This is a genomic window from Inhella sp., assembly GCF_041912635.1.
In the GTDB taxonomy this organism is placed as follows: domain Bacteria; phylum Pseudomonadota; class Gammaproteobacteria; order Burkholderiales; family Burkholderiaceae_C; genus Inhella.
This window is the reverse complement of sequence record NZ_JAYRMO010000014.1, coordinates 32,040-48,970: the sequence shown is the minus strand read 5'-3', so window position 1 is coordinate 48,970 and position 16,931 is coordinate 32,040. Positions and strand designations below refer to the sequence as shown.

At 67.3% G+C, this 16,931-nt stretch carries 19 protein-coding genes and 1 riboswitch; of the genes, 9 read left to right on the top strand and 10 right to left on the bottom strand.

What is annotated here, in order from left to right; translation table 11 throughout:
• Positions 1 to 14: 14 nt before the first annotated feature.
• From ACE3QP_RS10050 to ACE3QP_RS10015, 8 genes are all read right to left on the bottom strand, one after another.
• Entirely contained in the window at positions 15 to 1,232 is a 1,218-nt protein-coding gene (locus tag ACE3QP_RS10050) for a prepilin-type N-terminal cleavage/methylation domain-containing protein (protein WP_374435715.1), read from the bottom strand.
• Positions 1,229 to 2,509 (bottom strand): PilX N-terminal domain-containing pilus assembly protein, encoded by a 1,281-nt coding sequence (locus ACE3QP_RS10045; RefSeq protein WP_374435714.1) that lies wholly within the window; start codon positions 2,507 to 2,509, stop codon positions 1,229 to 1,231. The genes ACE3QP_RS10050 and ACE3QP_RS10045 overlap by 4 nt, the downstream gene beginning before the upstream one ends.
• The gene (locus ACE3QP_RS10040) at positions 2,506 to 3,201 is read right to left on the bottom strand and encodes a PilW family protein (RefSeq protein ID WP_374435713.1); all 696 of its coding nucleotides are present in this window, start codon (positions 3,199 to 3,201) and stop codon (positions 2,506 to 2,508) included. The genes ACE3QP_RS10045 and ACE3QP_RS10040 overlap by 4 nt, the downstream gene beginning before the upstream one ends.
• A 94-nt stretch (positions 3,202 to 3,295) precedes the next feature.
• On the bottom strand, positions 3,296 to 3,754 hold the full coding sequence (locus ACE3QP_RS10035; RefSeq protein ID WP_374435712.1) for a type IV pilin protein: 459 nt from the start codon (positions 3,752 to 3,754) through the stop codon (positions 3,296 to 3,298).
• Positions 3,745 to 4,284 carry a GspH/FimT family protein gene (locus tag ACE3QP_RS10030; RefSeq protein WP_374435711.1) on the bottom strand — a complete coding sequence of 180 codons (540 nt, stop codon included), beginning with the start codon at positions 4,282 to 4,284 and terminating at the stop codon, positions 3,745 to 3,747. Before ACE3QP_RS10030 ends, ACE3QP_RS10035 begins: the two co-directional genes overlap by 10 nt.
• Before the next feature lie 85 nt (positions 4,285 to 4,369).
• Complete coding sequence (nrdR, locus tag ACE3QP_RS10025; protein ID WP_198109202.1) at positions 4,370 to 4,813, bottom strand: transcriptional regulator NrdR; 444 nt, start codon at positions 4,811 to 4,813, stop codon at positions 4,370 to 4,372.
• A gap of 6 nt (positions 4,814 to 4,819) precedes the next feature.
• Positions 4,820 to 6,064: a serine hydroxymethyltransferase gene (gene glyA, locus ACE3QP_RS10020; protein WP_374435709.1), complete on the bottom strand. Its 1,245-nt coding sequence runs from the start codon at positions 6,062 to 6,064 to the stop codon at positions 4,820 to 4,822.
• A 53-nt stretch (positions 6,065 to 6,117) separates the two neighbouring features.
• A riboswitch (ZMP/ZTP riboswitch) is annotated at positions 6,118 to 6,243 on the bottom strand.
• 26 nt (positions 6,244 to 6,269) lie between these two features.
• Positions 6,270 to 7,076 (bottom strand): transglycosylase SLT domain-containing protein, encoded by an 807-nt coding sequence (locus tag ACE3QP_RS10015; RefSeq protein WP_374435707.1) that lies wholly within the window; start codon positions 7,074 to 7,076, stop codon positions 6,270 to 6,272.
• 201 nt (positions 7,077 to 7,277) lie between these two features.
• Between ACE3QP_RS10015 and ACE3QP_RS10010 the strand changes: the two genes are divergently transcribed.
• Positions 7,278 to 8,852: a UbiD family decarboxylase domain-containing protein gene (locus tag ACE3QP_RS10010; protein WP_374435705.1), complete on the top strand. Its 1,575-nt coding sequence runs from the start codon at positions 7,278 to 7,280 to the stop codon at positions 8,850 to 8,852.
• Between the two features lie 178 nt (positions 8,853 to 9,030).
• On the opposite strand, the gene ACE3QP_RS10005 is transcribed toward ACE3QP_RS10010, so the two are convergent.
• Positions 9,031 to 9,789, bottom strand: a complete 759-nt coding sequence (locus ACE3QP_RS10005; RefSeq protein ID WP_374435703.1) for a YdcF family protein — start codon at positions 9,787 to 9,789, stop codon at positions 9,031 to 9,033.
• Positions 9,790 to 9,886: 97 nt separating this feature from the next.
• On the opposite strand from ACE3QP_RS10005, the gene msrA reads away from it, so the two are divergent.
• The 5 genes from msrA (at position 9,887) to ACE3QP_RS09980 (ending at position 13,057) form a co-directional block, all read left to right on the top strand.
• On the top strand, positions 9,887 to 10,426 hold the full coding sequence (gene msrA, locus ACE3QP_RS10000; protein ID WP_374435701.1) for a peptide-methionine (S)-S-oxide reductase MsrA: 540 nt from the start codon (positions 9,887 to 9,889) through the stop codon (positions 10,424 to 10,426).
• Positions 10,419 to 11,084, top strand: a complete 666-nt coding sequence (locus tag ACE3QP_RS09995) for an ABC transporter ATP-binding protein (RefSeq protein WP_374435699.1) — start codon at positions 10,419 to 10,421, stop codon at positions 11,082 to 11,084. The genes msrA and ACE3QP_RS09995 overlap by 8 nt, the downstream gene beginning before the upstream one ends.
• A gap of 90 nt (positions 11,085 to 11,174) precedes the next feature.
• Positions 11,175 to 12,287, top strand: coding sequence for an FtsX-like permease family protein (locus ACE3QP_RS09990; RefSeq protein ID WP_374435697.1), 1,113 nt, complete (start codon positions 11,175 to 11,177; stop codon positions 12,285 to 12,287).
• 7 nt (positions 12,288 to 12,294) lie between these two features.
• Positions 12,295 to 12,543, top strand: a complete 249-nt coding sequence (locus tag ACE3QP_RS09985) for a hypothetical protein (RefSeq protein ID WP_374435695.1) — start codon at positions 12,295 to 12,297, stop codon at positions 12,541 to 12,543.
• Positions 12,533 to 13,057, top strand: a complete 525-nt coding sequence (locus ACE3QP_RS09980; RefSeq protein WP_374435694.1) for a DUF3299 domain-containing protein — start codon at positions 12,533 to 12,535, stop codon at positions 13,055 to 13,057. Before ACE3QP_RS09985 ends, ACE3QP_RS09980 begins: the two co-directional genes overlap by 11 nt.
• Here ACE3QP_RS09980 and pdxH read toward each other — a convergent pair whose 3' ends face one another.
• A complete protein-coding gene (gene pdxH, locus ACE3QP_RS09975) occupies positions 13,058 to 13,696 on the bottom strand; it encodes a pyridoxamine 5'-phosphate oxidase (protein ID WP_374435692.1) in 639 nt (212 codons plus the stop codon).
• 109 nt (positions 13,697 to 13,805) lie between these two features.
• On the opposite strand from pdxH, the gene ACE3QP_RS09970 reads away from it, so the two are divergent.
• From ACE3QP_RS09970 to ACE3QP_RS09960, 3 genes are read left to right on the top strand one after another with little or no spacing between them, the layout of a single operon-like run.
• Positions 13,806 to 14,435 carry an NTP transferase domain-containing protein gene (locus ACE3QP_RS09970; RefSeq protein ID WP_374435690.1) on the top strand — a complete coding sequence of 210 codons (630 nt, stop codon included), beginning with the start codon at positions 13,806 to 13,808 and terminating at the stop codon, positions 14,433 to 14,435.
• Between the two features lie 59 nt (positions 14,436 to 14,494).
• Positions 14,495 to 16,300 carry a phosphogluconate dehydratase gene (edd, locus tag ACE3QP_RS09965; RefSeq protein WP_374435688.1) on the top strand — a complete coding sequence of 602 codons (1,806 nt, stop codon included), beginning with the start codon at positions 14,495 to 14,497 and terminating at the stop codon, positions 16,298 to 16,300.
• Positions 16,301 to 16,304: 4 nt separating this feature from the next.
• Positions 16,305 to 16,931 (top strand): bifunctional 4-hydroxy-2-oxoglutarate aldolase/2-dehydro-3-deoxy-phosphogluconate aldolase, encoded by a 627-nt coding sequence (locus ACE3QP_RS09960; RefSeq protein WP_374435686.1) that lies wholly within the window; start codon positions 16,305 to 16,307, stop codon positions 16,929 to 16,931.

Genomic DNA, 16,931 nt, shown 5'->3' with positions numbered 1-16,931 from the left:
ACCGGGTCGCTTGTTCAGGGCTGGTGGGCCGCCGTCGCGGTGTTGCTGAACACCCCCGCATCCAGGTCCACGGCCTGGCCGGCTGGACAGGCCTCATCGAAGCGCACGACCAGGAAGTTCTGCTGCGCCAGCGAGGCATTTAGACGAAGGTAGCGCGCCGGGTGTTCGGCGTTGTCGATGTTGCCGTTGCCGTCATAGTCGGCGCTGTAGCGACAGACCCGGTAGCCGCCTGCCGCGAGGCTCAGGCCGGTCAGGTTGGCCGTGCCGGACCAATAGAGCTCCGCATCACCCACGGAAGGCTCGCGCGCCGGGATGCGGCAGTAGTAGTCGACGGCCTGGATGCCCACGGCGACGTTCTCGCTGCTGTCGGCGACGCATTCGGGGCTGCCGATATGCACTGCACTGTCGAGCACGATCTCCACCCCTAGGGCGTGCACGGCATCGTTCGGGGTTGCGGAATTGGGCGGGCTGCCGAGCGAGAAGCGCACCTGGCCGCGCAACAGGTAGGAGCCGGAGCCCTGGTTGTTCACACAACTGGACACATCGGCCAGGGTGAGCGACGCGTGGGTGCTGGCTGCGCTGACCGTGCAGACACCGGTAAGCACGCCCGAGATGTTGTTGAACACCCAGGCCACGGTGCCATTGGCGATCGGTTTGAACACGCTGACCGTGGTGTCCAGACTGCGCGCGCGCAAGGGGATGGCGGGGTGGCGATCGAGCGGCCGCCGCTGGCTGACCTGGTTCTCGGGCGGGGCGTAGAGACTGGCCACCAGCTTCGGGTCTTCCGCGGGCAGCAGCATCTCGTACTGCAGCTTGTTCGGGTTGTTGCTGTCGGTGCTGCGGCGGTCCAGCCAGGTCACGGCGACGCGAACCACCCGTGCCCCCGCGGGCGCCGCACTGACGGCACGCGAGACGGTGTAGGTGGTGCTGGTGCCGGGTACATCCCAGGTGCCGTCGACGATTTCATCGAAGACCAGGGCGGTGGGTGCATGCGAGGCATCCCGCGTAAGGGCCACGAAGCCCCGGAGACGCTCCATTTCATTGCGCGCCAGCTGGCTGGCCTCGCCACGCTGCTTGGCGAAGTCCCCGCTGTGTCGCAGCTTGGCATTGATTCCGGCAATGGCCAGCATGCCGAAGCCCATGACGAGCAGCGCCACCAAGGCTTCGATCAGGGAGGCGCCACGCTGACGGCGCTGACGACGGGACGAAGCAGGGGAAGGGTCACAGGTCATTGCTCGCTCCAGGCGCCACCAGGCGCGCGCACGAAGGTGCCGGCGGCCACCTTCAATCGATTGAGAACCTGGGGGTCATGGCGCAGTTGCACGCCTGCACTGGAAACCCAGTTGCCCGCCACCAGCAAGGCGCCGTTGAGCCACGATGCGCCCATGCTGCCGCTCAGCCACTCGGCGTTTCCGGCCGCGAACACCAGGCCGTGGATACGCAGCGCGCCCTGAATGCGCAATGCGCCGTTGACGATCAGCACGATGGGGCGGGTCTTGCTGCCGAGCGTGGCGTCGCTGGCCAGGCTCAAGTCGCCGTCATGCCAAAGCACCTGGGCACCGGCGCCGATTCTTTCGCGCAGGGTCTGCGCGCAGTCGCCGCTGCAGTCCAAGCGATCGACCGCCGCCTGCTGCCGGTAGTCGTCCATGCCCATGCCGAAGCTGCGTTGGAAAAAGGCTTCGGCGCTGAGGCTGTTGAGCGCCGGATTCATCAGGATGGCGAAGTCCTTGCCGCTGCCACCCGGCCCACGCACATGATCGAGTGCACCCGTCGCCGGCAAGCCATGCTGGATGGCGATGCCACCGGTCGACGGATCGTCATTCACGGCAGCCATGCCGCCCCCCAAGCTCAAGCTGCCGGTTGCCACCAATGCGCTACTCGGTGGCATCTTCAAGGCGCTCACCAGCACCAGGCGCACCTTGCGTTTCACTTGCGCATAAAAGGCCACGCTGTCGTCGCTCGCCCCGCTGTCCCAGGCCTCGCGGCAGTTTTGACTGCCCTGCGCGCAGCCGAGTGAGGTGAGTTCAAGGTGGCCCGTACCCGGCAGGGTTGCGCTGATGCGCAGCCTGGCTGAACTGCTGCGTGTGCTGGCCTCAGGCAGTCCTACGGGCTTGTCGTTCAGGGGGCACTGGCAAGCCCAGTCGCCCTTTGTGGGTTGGTCACAGATCACGACGTCCGTCTGACCATCGCCCAACCGGTTATCGGGAACATGGGGGCTGACCTTGCCCGCGTCATCGATGCTCAGCAGGCGCTCGCGCAGGGTATTGGCGCCGGCCGAACTGACTTGGCACTGAGCCGACACATTGGGCGCATTCAGCAGGGTGAGGAGCGTGTCGGCACCCTTGATCGCCATCTCGGTGGCCAATGCCACCTCCTGGTAGTTGGCGGCAATGCGTTGCTCGACCACCAGGTTGCGGTTCGCATAGGTGGCGACCAAGGCCATCACGAAGAACAGCACCATCACGACCACCAGGGTGGCCGCGCCTCTGTGCGCCGTGTGGATCTTCATGCCTGACAACTCCCGCTCAATTGGTCTGCACTCAAGCGGGTCGTGAAGTTCAGTCTGCGCTTGACCTGGCTGTCATGACGAGCGTGGCCCTCGACTGCGATCTGCACGCTGCGTACTGTGAGTTGGGGCGGACACTGGTCATTGCCTGGCTCGCATGGCTTGAAGCAACGGCTGGCCAGCTGCGAACTCGTGGCAATGACCTTCGCTTCAAAGTGGGTGATGACCAGCGTGGCAGGGTCGGTCAGGGGCTGGTAGCCACCACTGCCCAGCTTGAACTCAAGTTGCTGCCCCTTGAGGCGAAAGCCGCGACGCTCGTCCTCCGCGGGGACGGTCGCGTTGTCCGTTCCGAAATCCGCTGCCATGTCCAAAGACTTGCTGTACGAGAACTCGATGCGGCGGCCGTCGTCGCCCACGATGAGCTCCGTGTAGGGGTTGACGCGCGGCGCCGGGTTGCGCTCAGACCACAGCCCCAACTCAGGCGACCCCCAGGAGCCAGCTTTGCGCAGTTCCCTGGCCATGATTTCGCCAGCGGCGCGCAGTTCTTGCTGGGTCTGCGCTTCCAGCGCCAGCCGCTTGTGTTCCGTGAGTTGATGGACGGCAACCGTCGAGGCCCCTGCCACCGCAATGAGGCCGACCGTGATGCCAACCATCAACTCGACCAGACTGAAACCTCGTTGCTGATGTCTTGCCATGCTGGCCTCCCTCGGCTGTTGTCCTGTTCGCTTCAAACCGGCCGCTATCGAAGCGGCTTGGGCGCCTGCGCCTGCTCAAAGCGCATGGCGGCACTCATTGCGGCCAGCAGCGGCGGCTTGAATCGCCGCCACCGGAATCCCTTGCGATGCGGGTCAGGCCGCCTCGGAGCATCACGACCTTGAACTCCGCACACTGAGCGTCGCCGGCTTGTCGGCCTCCCGGCACCGGACGGATGGTGACGGTGTAGCCCACGCCCGTGCCCTCGTCGATGCTGGCGTGGTAGTGGCCGCCAGCCGACAGTGCCTCGACCCCCTCCGCCGCCAAATCGCCAATGTTCTTGGCGAAGCTGCTGTGGCCGAGGCGGTAGCGTTCCTGTGCCAGCGAAATGAGCGCGGATTGGCTCTGGGCATCGGCCCTTCTGCTCTTGCGGAGTTGCTCCAGGTAGGCGGGAACTGCCACCATGGTCAGCAAGGACACCACAACCACGGCAAGAATCAGCTCAATCAGCGTGAATCCGTGAGGGCCGACTGCGGAACGCACGATCACAGGCATGCCGGCAGTCCCAAGCCGCTTTCGGCCGTCGCACAGCGGCGGATCCGGCCGGTGATTGCCACGATCAAGGCCGCCTTGCTGTTGTCGGGGCCCAGAATGGCGAAGGTGCCTGCCGTGCTGGCGGTACCAAAGCGCGGGTGGAAGACCAGTTGCTTAACGCTACCTTCGAGCCGAAGTCGGGTGGAGGCGGGCAGCCAATGGGTCTTCAGGAGCTCACCGGTCGGCTCGCACTGCGCCTGGCCCCCTTCGGTGCAAGTGCAGCTACCCGAGGGACCGCGATGGACCACGTAGCAGCTGCCGTCCGGCAACTGCTCAAGCCGCAGACGCACCGGCGCGAGACCACTGAGCGCCATGCTGCGCGCCTGCTGCAGATCCGCCTGCAGTGTCTGCAACAGGGCCTGGTGCCGCTGCCGGTGCGCCATCTGGCTGAGGGCCGGGGCGACGAGGGCGACCAGGGCGGCCAGCACCACCAGTGTCACCAGGGTTTCGAACAGGCTGAAGCCCAGTCGGCGGGTCGAATTGCGTTCCATCTTGCGCTCCCTGCTTCGTGAAGAAGTGCGCGCAATGTAGGAAGTCATGGAGGGCGCGTCAGCACCCCCAAAAGGGGGACGTGGCTCAGATCTCCCGGATCAGCTGCCGGAACTCGTCGATGTCCTCGAAGCTGCGATACACCGACGCGAAGCGCACATAAGCCACCTTGTCGATGCGCTTGAGTTCTCGCATCACCAGCTCACCGATCTTGGTGGAAGCCAGTTCTTTGCTTCCGACGGCCAGCAACTGCTCCTGGATGCGCTCGATCGCCGACTCGACCTGCTCGGTGCTGACCGGGCGCTTGCGCAGCGCCAGCATCATGGAGGCACGCACCTTGGCGGGGTCGAAGTCAGCGCGCGAGCCATCCTTCTTGATCACCATCGGCAACGCGATCTCGGCGCGCTCGTAGGTGGTGAAGCGCTTCTCGCAGCCTTGGCAGCGCCGCCGCCTGCGCACCACGTCCCCCTCGTCGGACTCGCGTGTCTCGACAACCTGGGTTTCGGCATGGGCGCAGAACGGGCAGCGCATGAGGTTTTAGCCGTAGACCGGGAAGGCCCTGGTCAGCTCGGCCACCTGGGCCCGCACGCGGGCGCGCACGGCCTCGTCGTGCGGCGCGTCCAGCACATCGGCGATCAAGTGGGCGGTGACGCGCACCTGCTCTTCCTTGAAGCCACGCGTCGTCATGGCCGGCGTGCCGAGGCGGATGCCGCTGGTGACCATGGGCTTTTGCGGGTCGTTCGGGATGCCGTTCTTGTTGCAGGTCATGTGGGCGTCACCCAGGATGGCCTCGGCCTCCTTGCCGGTCAGGCCCTTGGGGCGCAGATCGACCAGCATCACATGGCTCTCGGTGCGGCCCGAGACGATGCGCAGGCCACGCTCGATCAGGGTGTCCGCCAGCACCTTGGCGTTCTTCACCACCTGCTGCTGGTAGGCCTTGAACTCGGGCGTCAGCGCTTCCTTGAAGGCCACGGCCTTGCCGGCGATGACATGCATCAGCGGGCCGCCCTGCAGGCCCGGGAAGACGGCGCTGTTGATCTTCTTGGCAATCGCCTCGTCGTTGCACAGCACCACGCCGCCGCGCGGGCCGCGCAGGCTCTTGTGCGTCGTCGAGGTGACGACGTCGGCGTGGGGCACCGGGTTCGGGTATTCGCCCGCGGCGATCAGGCCGGCGTAATGGGCCATGTCCACCATCAGATAGGCGCCGACGGCCTTGGCAACCTTGGCGAAGCGCTCGAAGTCGATGCGCAGGCTGTAGGCGGAGGCACCGGCAATGATCAGCTTGGGCTTGTGCTCATGGGCCAGGCGCTCCATCGCGTCGTAGTCGATCGCTTCTTGCGCGTCCAGACCGTAGCTCACCACCTTGAACCACTTGCCGCTCATGTTCAGCGCCATGCCATGGGTCAGGTGGCCGCCCTCGGCCAGGCTCATGCCCAGGATGGTGTCGCCCGGTTGCAGCAGCGCGAAGAAAACGGCTTGGTTGGCCTGCGAGCCGGAGTTCGGCTGCACGTTGGCGAAGTTGGCACCGTAGAGCTGCTTGAGGCGGTCGATGGCCAGCTGCTCGGCAACGTCGACGTACTCGCAGCCACCGTAGTAGCGCTTGCCAGGGTAGCCCTCGGCGTACTTGTTGGTCAGCTGGCTGCCTTGTGCCTGCATCACGGCGCGCGAGGTGTAGTTCTCGCTGGCAATCAGCTCGATGTGGTCTTCCTGGCGCTGGTTTTCCTTCTGGATGGCGGCCCAGAGTTCCGCATCGGCTTCGGGCAGGGCGAGGGGGGAAAGCATGGAGGGCATGGCGTGGCTCCGGATGGGGAGGGCCCGCGAGACCGCGACGCGGTGCGGGTGGCCCAGGCGAACGGCACGGTTCGGGCGCCGCTGAAAAGCGGCATCAAAGCCCGGCCGCGCTTCCCGGTGGGTGTCCACCTCGGGGGCTCGCCCCCTGATCGCCAGTGACGCGGCGCGGGCAGTGTAGCGGCGCCTCGCTACGCGCTCAGAGGTGGGCGACTTGCGCCACCGCAGAGGCCGGAGCCGGCGGTGCGGGTGGGCGCGGTTGTTGGACCAGCGCGGGGTTGCGACCGGCCAGCACGGCCTTGAGCTGCTCCTGTTCGAACAGCACGCGCACCGCGTATCCGCCGTCATCGTCCATATTGGCCGCGCCTACGTAGTAGCGCAGACCATCGGCGACCGAGCCGCCGCGCTGGATGCATTCCTTCAGGACCTGCACGCCCACACGCAGATTGCTCACCGGGTCGAACGCTGCACGCTGACCACCAAAGGCCTCGAACTTGTCGTCGTGCACGCGGGTCATGACCTGCATCAGGCCCTGGGCCCCGACCGGGCTCTGCGCAAAGGGGTTGAAGCTCGATTCGACGGCCATCACGGCCAGCACCAGCGTGGGGTCGATGCGTGCGCGCTCGCCGGCCTGCCAGGCCTCCAGCACCAGCCGTGCGACCGGCTCTACCGCCACCTTGTAGCGGCGTGCCAAATGCTGGGCGAGAGCCGATTGCTGCTTGGTCAACTCGGTCGGGTCGGCGGCGGTCACGCGCTGCACCGCGTCGGGTTCGGCCACGGCCTGAAGCGTGTCGCCGTTGGCCTCGGCACGCACCTCGTGCCGCTCGGCCAACCAGGCTAGTGCTCGCTTTTCCAGACCCACGCGCAGGTCGTTCTGGGTGGCGAACAGGGCGGCGATCGTCACCAGCCCCAGGCCCAACAGCGCCAGGGTGTTGTGGCTCACCACCAGCAGGCCGTGCGCGACATCCTGGGCAAACAGCCCGAGTCCGCGGACCAGCCCTTGCATCCACTCAGTTGCTCGGTTTGCCATGAAATTCCCTTTGCGGTTGCCCTGCTCTCGACCCGGCCCGGCCCGGGTGCATGTGACACTGACCAGGTGAGGCAGAGGCGCCTTGGATCCAGGGTTTACCCCTGAAATCGGCGCGGATTGTTAAAGTTGACTAATAACCAGTCAACTCAATGACTGATCTCTCTTATTACTTTTCGAATGAAATACACCGATCTACGCGGCTTCCTGGCGCAGCTGGAAGCGCAGGGTGAGCTCCGGCGGGTGGGCGAACCCGTGGCCACCCGGCTGGAAATGACGGCGCTCTCCGACCGGGTGCTGCGCGCCGGCGGGCCGGCGCTGTGGTTCGAGCGCCCGGTTCCGGGCGATCGGCCGGTGCTGGCCAACCTGTTCGGCACGGTGCGCCGAGTGGCCCTGGCCATGGGCGCCGAGGACGCCCAGGCTCTGCGCGAAATTGGTCATGTGCTGGCCAGGCTGCGTGAGCCCGAGCCACCCAAGGGCCTGAAGGATGTGGGCCGGCTGGTCGATCTCGCCCGCTCGGTCTGGCAGATGCGGCCCCAGCAGGTGTCGCGCCCACCATGCCAGCAGGAGGTGCTGGCAGGCTCTGAGATCGACCTGACCCGCTGGCCGATCCAGCATTGCTGGCCCGAGGACGTCGGGCCGCTGCTGACCTGGGGCCTGGTCATCACGCGCGGCCCGCAAGGCGTGGCGCAGCCGCGCCGGCGTCAGAACCTGGGCATCTACCGGCAACAGCTGATTGGCCATCGCCAATTGATCATGCGCTGGCTTGCGCACCGCGGCGGCGCGCTGGATTTCCGCGCCTTCCGGCTGGCGAACTCGGGGCAGCCGTTTCCGATTGCCGTGGCCCTCGGGGCTGACCCCGCCACGACCTTGGGAGCGGTGACCCCGGTGCCCGACAGCCTGTCCGAGTACCAGTTCGCCGGGTTGCTGCGCGGCAGCCGCACCGAGTTGGCGGACAGCTCGGTGGGCGAGCCAGGCTGGCCGCTGCAGGTGCCTGCGCACGCCGAAATGGTGCTGGAGGGGCACATCCCGCCCGCACCGGCAGGCTGGAAGGGTGAAAGCGAGCTGGGCATGCCCCTGATGGAGCGCGACGGCTATTTGCATGCGCTCGAAGGTCCGTACGGCGACCACACCGGCTACTACAACGAGCAGGAATGGTTCCCGGTGTTCGAGGTCAGCCGCGTCACGCAGCGCAGCGGTGCCTTCTATCACTCCACCTACACCGGCAAGCCGCCCGACGAGCCCGCCGTGCTGGGCATGGCGCTCAATGAAGTCTTCGTGCCCCTGCTGCAGCAGCAATTCCCCGAGATCGTCGACTTCTACCTGCCGCCTGAGGGCTGCAGCTACCGCATGGCGCTGATCTCCATCCGCAAGTCCTACGCGGGGCATGCCAAGCGGCTGATGTTCGGCGTCTGGAGCTATCTGCGCCAGTTCATGTATACGAAGTTCATCGTGGTGCTGGACGAGGACGTGAACCTGCGCGACTGGGCGGATGTCATGTGGGCCATCACCACCCGCGTGGACCCGGTGCGCGACACCCTACTGGTGGATCACACCCCCATCGACTACCTGGACTTTGCCTCGCCGGTGAGCGGCCTGGGGGGCAAGCTCGGGCTGGATGCCACCAACAAGTGGCCGGGCGAGACCGATCGTGAGTGGGGGCGCGTGATCCGCATGCCGGCGGACGTGACCCGCAAGACCGACGCTCTGTATGACCAGCTGTTTGGTGGCCGCGGTCAAGAGGAAAAGTCCTAGAAATTTCTCCTTGAAGGCCGCGGGCCATCGCCTAATGTTGTCGGGCCTCGACGGAGGCCTTAGCAATGGCGCAATCTTTGCGCGCCAGGAGCCCTGCAGCAAATGGCTGCGGAGCCCCACCGGTGGTGCGATGCCACCAGCCCCCTTCCGGCCTTCGGGCCGGGAGGGGTTTCTCTTTTCAGTGCCCGGTTGCGTTGGCCAGCCACTCGTAGGCGAGGTAGCGCCCCATGCGGATGCCCTCCGGGCTGGGCACGAAATCCAGCAGGCGCCAAGTGGCCGGCAGCGTCTGGTTCAGCGGCGCGGATATGAACTCAACCCCCGGCGCAGCAGCCTGGAAGTGCCGCATGGCCCTGGGCATGTGCAAGGCATGGGTCACGAGCAGCACGCGCCGAACGCCCAGTTGGCGCAGAAATTCGGCGCTGAAGCGCGCGTTTTCGGCCGTGTTGCTGGAGCGGTCTTCGGCCCAGGCGGGCAGCATGCCGTAATGCGCCGCCAGCACCCTACGCACCACGGCCGCCTCGGTTGGCTGGTCTGGTTGCGGGTTCGGGCTACGGCCTCCCGTGAAGGCCAGCGGCAAGTCGAATTGCCGCGCCCACCAGACGCCGCGGTGCAGACGCTCCAGGGTTTCGGCGTTGGGTTCATATTCGCCCGCAGGTCCTGCCCCCCTGCGCACGCCCCCGCCGAGCACCAGCACCAGCGTGTGCTCACGCCGCTGCGCGGGCACCATCGCCAGCGTGGGTTGAACGGCCGCCGGCGCCCAGGCATGCGCCAGCGGGACCACCACGCCCAGACTGCCACCCAGCCACAGCAGCAGGAAGGCCGCCGCCAGGCTGACACGCCGCCACAGGGCCGGGCTCCTGATCAGCGCCAGCACGGCCAGCAGCAGCAGCAGGAATCCGGTGGGCGGCAGGAGCAGGGCGGCGAGCACGGAGCGCATGCGCGAATCTTCGCAGCTGGCTTCGTCAAGCCCCTGCGCTCCGGCGCGCGGGCGGGCCTCCGCTATCCTGCCCGCCCCCAAGAAACACGCCCTGCCCATGCAAGCTCCTCAACTGGAAACCCTCACGCTGGCCGGTGGCTGCTTCTGGTGCCTGGAGGCCGTGTTCCTGCGCATCCGCGGGGTGATCGAGGTGGAGTCTGGCTACAGCAACGGGCACTTGCCCAACCCGAATTACGAGCAGGTCTGCACGGGCGCCAGCGGCCATGCCGAGGTGGTGCGGCTGCGTTTCGACCCCGCGCAGATCAGCCTGGCCCAGTTGCTGGCTGTGTTCTGGACCATTCACGACCCCACCAGCCTGAACCGGCAGGGGGCAGACATCGGTACCCAGTACCGTTCCGGCATCTATACCCATGGCGATGCGCAGCAGGCGCAGGTGCTGCAGCTGCTGCAAGAGGCGCAAGCCGAATTTGGCGGGCGCATCGTCACCGAGGTTCAGCCCGAGCGCGGCTACTGCGCCGCCGAGGACTATCACCAGCGCTACTTCGAACGCCATCCCGATGCCGGCTACTGCAGCTTCGTCGTCGGCCCCAAGGTGGACAAGTTCCAGCGGCAGTTCAAGGCCCTGCTGCGTGACTGAGCTCTTGCGTTGGAGCGGGCTGGCGCTGCACTACCCGCAACGTGCCGAAGGGCTGCAGTTTGCGGATGGTGTGCTGTATGCCGGCGAGCACCTGCTGTTGCGAGGCCCCTCGGGCAGTGGCAAGAGCAGCCTGATCGCCCTGCTGGCCGGTCTGCGCCGCGCTAGTGCCGGCGAGGTCTGGCTGGCGGGCCGCTCCTTGTCGGCGCTCAGCAACCCGGCCATCGATGCCTGGCGCGGGGAGGTGCTGGGCGTGCTGCCGCAGCGGCTTCATCTCATTGAAGGTTTGAGCGTGCGCGAGAACCTGGAACTGCCCTGGCTGGCCGTTGGACGCCCGCCCGAAACGGCGCGCCTGGCCCGTCTTTGCGAGCGCCTGGGGCTTGAAGGCCTGCAGGAGCGCCTGCCCAGCCAACTCAGCGTCGGGCAGATGCAGCGGGTGGCGTTGGCGCGCGCGCTGGCCCGCGGGCCCCGCCTGCTGCTGCTGGACGAGCCGAGCAGCAGCCTGGATGACGCCGCCACGGCGGCGCTTCTGCAGCTGGTGTGTGAACTGGCGCAGGAGCAAGGCGTCAGCCTGCTGGTGGCCACCCACGACGCGCGCGTGGTGCAGGGCTTGGCCACACTGACTGGCCTGAAGGCTTTGCAGCTGGAGCCTGCATGCTGAGCGGCCTGCGCCTGGCCTGGCGCCTGCTGTGGCTGCACCCCTTGGCCACCGGCTTGAACCTGTTGCTGCTGGCGCTGGGCTGGGGGGACGGTGGCTTTTGTGCTGCTGGTGGGCGAGCAGGTGGAGCAGCGCGTGCGCCGCGATCTCGCCGGCATTGACCTCGTCGTCGGGGCCAAGGGCAGCCCGATGCAGATCATGCTGGCCGGCGTCTTTCACCTCGACACGCCGACCGGCAACATCCCGCTGGAGACTGTGCAGCAGTTGCAGCAGCAGCCGTTGGTGGCCGAGGTCTTGCCGCTTTCATTGGGCGACAGCCTGAAGGGCTGGCGCATCGTCGGCGCCACGCCGGCCTATGTCGATCTGTACGGCGCCCGTTTGCAGCAAGGGCGCCTATGGACGGCACCGATGCAGGCCGTACTGGGCGCCGAGGTGGCTACCGCGCTGGGCCTGAAGCCAGGCGACCACTTTGCCGGCAACCATGGCCTGGGGGAGGGTGGGCATGAACACGGCGATCAACAGTTCGAGGTGGTCGGCGTGCTGGCGCGCAGCAGCTCGGTGCTGGATCGGCTTGTGCTGACCGATCTGGCCTCGGTCTGGCAGGTGCACGAGGAACACCACGCGCTGGACGATTCCGACCGTGCCGCGCTGGCCGCCGAGCGCGAGGTGACGCTGCTGCTGGTGCGCTACCGCAGCCCCCTTGGGGCCGCCTTGCTGCCGCGTTGGGTGAATGCCCAGGATGGCCTCCAGGCGGCCGCGCCGGCCCTGGAGACCGCGCGCTTGCTGCGAATGGTGGGCGCCGGCCGCGAGGTGTTGCAAGGTTTTGGATTGCTGCTCTTGCTGAGTGCGCTGCTCTCGGTCTTCATCACACTGCTGGCCATGGTGCGCGAGCGTCAGGGCGACCTGGCCCTGCTGCGCCTGATGGGCGCCCCCGCGCGCCGGCTCGCTGCCCTAGTGGGCTGGCAGGCCGTCATGCTGGTGACACTCTCGGTCGGCCTGGGCCTGGGCCTGGCCCACCTGGGCCTGGCGGCGCTGGCGCATTGGTTGTCCGCCCAGCAAGCGTTTCCGCTGGCGCCGGACTTTTTCAGCCCGCAGGAATGGGCCCTATTCCCCTTGGGCTTGGCGGTGGCCTTGCTGGCCGCTGCCTTGCCTGCCTGGCGCGCGCTGCGCGCCGACGTCACGCAACTGCTCCAGACACCACATTGAATCCGTCATGAAAGCGCCCATCCTGCTGCTGCTCATCGCCCTGTCGGGCGGTGCGGTCTTGGCACAATCGAAACCCGCCTTGGACGCGCATGTGCGCAAGGACATCGAGCGCCACCGCGCGATGGCCAAGGCCCACGAAGAGGCCGCGCGCTGCCTGGAATCCGGCCAGCCCGAGGCTCAATGTCTGATGACCCTGCAGACCGCCTGCAAGGGCTTGGCGATCGGCAAGTACTGCGGCCTTAAACATGAGCATTGATTTCCCCCTGCGCACCCTGCTGCTGGCTGCTCTTGCGGCTGCCTCACTTGCGGTGGCGGCGCAACCGCGCACCAATGCCGCAGCGGCGGCGCCCTTCGTCGGTCAAGGCCCCGGCTACCACGACCCGCGCAGTCCCTTCAAGCCGCTGGAGGACAAGGAAGGCGTGCTGTCCTGGTCCTTGCTGAGCGGTGTGACGACCAAGATCGAGAAGAAGAAGGTCGTGCCAACCTTCCCGGCTGCCGTACAGGCGCTGCACCAGCAGAAGGTGCGGGTGCAAGGGTTCATGATGCCGCTGGAGCCAGGCGACAAGCAGAAGCACTTCCTTCTCTCCAGCGTGCCCACCACCTGCAACTTCTGTGTGCCGGCCGGCCCCGAAGGGCTGATTGAGGTGCGCAGCACGGTGGCGGTGCGCTACACGCTGGAGCCGGTGGTGATGGAGGGCCTGCTGGCCGTGTTGAAGGACGACCCCTACGGCTTGTTCTACCGCGTGGTCGAGGCCCAGCCCGTCAACTGACTACGGCGCCAAGCGCTCGCGCAGCCAACTGCCATCGGGTTGCAGGCGATAGCGCAGCCGGTCGTGCAGCCGACTGGGCCGGCCGGCCCAGAACTCCCATTGGTCCGGCACCAGGCGAAATCCGCCCCAATGCGGCGGCCGCTTGGGGGACAGTCCATGCTGCGCGGCCACCTTGGCGGCGTTGGCCACCAGCACCGCACGCCCGCTGATTACTTGTGACTGCGGGCTGGCCCAGGCTCCCAGGCGGGAGTCGAGCGGACGGCTGAGGTAGTAGGCATCGCTCTCGGCGTCGCTGACTCGCTCCACCCGGCCTTCGATGCGCACCACGCGCTCCTGGCTCACCCAATGGAACTGCAGGGCGGCGAAGGGGTGGGCAGCCAACTCATGCCCCTTGCGGCTTTCGTAGTTCGTGTACCAGACCAGACCGCGCTCGTCGAAGTCCTTGACGAGCACCACCCGTGTCGACGGGCGCCCCTCGGGTCCGACAGTGGCCAGGGTCATGGCGTTGGGTTCGAGCACCTTGTCGTCCAGGGCCTCCTTGAACCACTGCTGGAATTGCTTCAGCGGTTGCTCCGCCGAGTGTTCTTCATCGAGTGCGCCACGCTCATAGCTCTTGCGCATGTCTGCCAGCCAGTTCATGTACTCAGTATCGCCCCGGGGGGCGGCAAACACTTAATGGAAGGCCCCATTGGGTCGGTGCAGGGCCGGGCGCATCCTTCCAGTGCGGAAAAAGCCAAGGAGAGCGTGTGTGAACACCGGGCTACCCGTGGTGATCGTGCTGGCTGCGGGTCGCGGGTCACGTTTTGGTGGCTCGGGCCACAAACTGGAGCAAACACTGGGGGACAGCACCGTACTGGGCTGCACCCTGGAGGCGGCTTTGGCCGCGCAGATGCGTGTGCTGGTGGTGTGCACCGAGCCCCTGGCCGCGGCCATCCGCAGCAAAGTGGCAGCGCGCGATGTGGTGGTGCTGCCCAGCCCGCGCGGCGGGCGCGATGGCATGGGCCGCTCGATCGCGGCCGGCGTGAGTGCTGCCGCCTCCGCCACCGGCTGGTTGATCCTGCCCGGCGACATGCCGCTCGTAAAGCCGAGCACCCTGCGCGCCGTAGCGGCGCGCCTGATGCAGGACCCGGTCGTGTTCGCCCAATACCGGGGGCGGCGCGGGCACCCGGTGGGCTTCGGGGCCGAGTTGTACTCGGAGCTCATTGCCTTGCAAGGGGATGAAGGGGCGCGGCGCCTGCTCGCGCGCTACGCGGCGCAACCCGTTGAGGTGGACGACCCCGGCGTGCTGATTGATGTGGACACCGAAGAAGACCTGGAGCGCGTGCGCAACGCCGATCCCGCCGAACTGAGTTCACGCCCAATGCCCCTCTCGCGTTGAGTCTTGAAGGCGGCGCATGTAATATGGTTACCTGATTTCGGTACCGTGAGTTACATGCAATGTCCCTGCACCCGGTTCTAGAGCGCGTCCTGCAACGCGTGGTCGAGCGCTCCGCGCCCACGCGCGGTGCCTACCTGGCGCAAGTGCGCCGCCTGCGCCAGCGCCCGCGGGGCTCGGACCGTTTGGGCTGCGCCAATGTGGCGCACGCCGTAGCGGCGCTGCCGCCCTCCGACAAGCTGCGCATCGTGGCTGAGCGCGCGCCCCATCTGGCGGTGGTGACGGCCTACAACGACATGCTCTCGGCGCATCAGCCCTACGAGGGCTACCCGGCGCAGATTCGCGCCGCTGCCGCCCGCCTGGGCGCCACCGTGCAGGTGGCCGGCGGCGTGCCGGCGATGTGCGATGGCGTCACCCAGGGCACGCCCGGCATGGAGCTGAGCCTGTTCAGCCGCGACACCATCGCCATGGGCACCGCCATCGCGCTGAGCCACGATGTGTTTGACGGCGCACTGATGCTGGGCATCTGCGACAAGATCGTGCCGGGCCTGCTGATCGGCGCCCTGCATTTCGGCCACCTGCCCACGCTGTTCGTGCCGGCCGGCCCGATGGCCTCGGGCCTGAGCAACAGCGACAAGGCCAAGGTGCGCGAGCTCTACGCGCAAGGGAAAGTGGGCCGCGCCGAACTGCTGGAGGCCGAGAACGCCGCCTACCACGGCGCCGGCACCTGCACCTTCTACGGCACGGCCAACTCCAACCAGATGCTGCTGGAGGCCATGGGCCTGCATGTGCCAGGCAGCGCCTTTGTGCACCCGCACTCCGGCCTGCGCCAGGCGCTGACCGACGAGGCCGTGCGCCTGCTGCTGGCCGGGCTGGACAAGCCGATTGGCGCGCTGGTGGACGAGCGCTGCATCCTCAACGCCATGGCAGCCCTGCTGGCCACTGGCGGCAGCACCAACCATCTCATCCACTGGGTGGCGGTGGCGCGTGCCGCGGGCATCCTGATCGACTGGAGCGACTTCTCCGAACTCAGCGCCGTCGTGCCCCTGCTGGCGCGTGTGTACCCGAATGGCAGCGCCGATGTGAACCAGTTTCAGGCGGCGGGCGGCCCTGGCTTCGTGATGCGCGAGTTGCTGGACGCAGGGCTGATGTTCGACGCGCCGGCCATGGCCGCGGAGGGCCTGCGTGCCCACACGCGCGAACCCGGTTTGGACGGTTCTAACTTGGTTTGGCGTGAACTGCCGGCCCAGCCGCCCGAGCCTTCGGTGGTGCGCGGCGTGGCCGAGCCCTTCAGCGCCAGCGGAGGCCTGAAGCTGCTGGAAGGCAATCTGGGTCGCGCCGTCATCAAGGTCTCGGCCGTGCCGGAGGAGCGTCATGTCATCGAAGCGCCGGCGCGCATCTTTGCCAGCCAGGAAGCCATGCTGGCGGCCTTCAAGGCTGGCGAGCTGGAGCGTGATGTCGTCGTGGTGGTGCGCTTCCAGGGCCCGCGTGCCAATGGCATGCCGGAGCTGCACAAACTGACGCCACCGCTGGCCGTGCTGCAGGGCAAGGGTTTCAAGGTGGCGCTGGTGACGGATGGCCGCATGAGCGGCGCCTCTGGCAAGGTGCCGGCCGCCATCCATGTCAGCCCCGAAGCCCTGGCCGGCGGGCCGCTGGCCAAACTGAGCGATGGCGACCTGGTGCGCCTGGATGCGGTGGCCGGCACGCTGCAGGCTTTGGTGCCGGAAGTCGAGTGGGCCACACGCGAGCTCGCACAACTCGACCCCGCCGCGGCGGAAGACAACGCCCACGGCCTCGGCCGCGAACTTTTCGGCGGTATGCGCCGCAACGTCACGGCCGCCGAACAAGGCGCCATCACCTGGATCTGACTTCATGGACCTGCTGAAGCTGCCCGCCTACGGGCCCATCATTCCCGTCATCGTGGTCGAGCAACTCGAACATGCCGTGCCCCTGGCGCAAGCCCTGGTGGCCGGGGGCGTGCGGGTGCTGGAAGTGACCCTGCGCAGTGCCGTGGCGCTGCAGGCCATCGAGGCCATGGCGCGCGCCGTGCCCGAGGCCGTCGTGGGCGCCGGCACGCTGCGCACGGTGGCCGATGCACGTGCCGCCAAGGACGCCGGCGCTGTGTTTGCCGTCAGCCCCGGCTTCACGCCCGAGCTCTCGGCCGCCTGCCGCGCGGCGGAGCTGGCCCTGCTGCCCGGTGTGTCCACCGCCAGCGAGGTGATGCAGGCCAACGACCATGGGCATCACTTTCTCAAGCTGTTCCCGGCCACGGCGGTGGGCGGCATCGCCATGCTCAAGGGTCTGTCCGGTCCGTTCCCGGACGTGTCTTTCTGTCCCACCGGCGGCATCACGCCCGAGACGGCGCCGCAGTTCCTGGCGCTGCCCAACGTCAAGGTCTGCGGTGGCTCCTGGCTGTGCCCGAAGGAGCTGTTGGCGCGCGGCGATTGGGCCGGTATCACCCGTCTTGCCCAGGAGGCCAGCCAGCTGCGTGCGGCATGA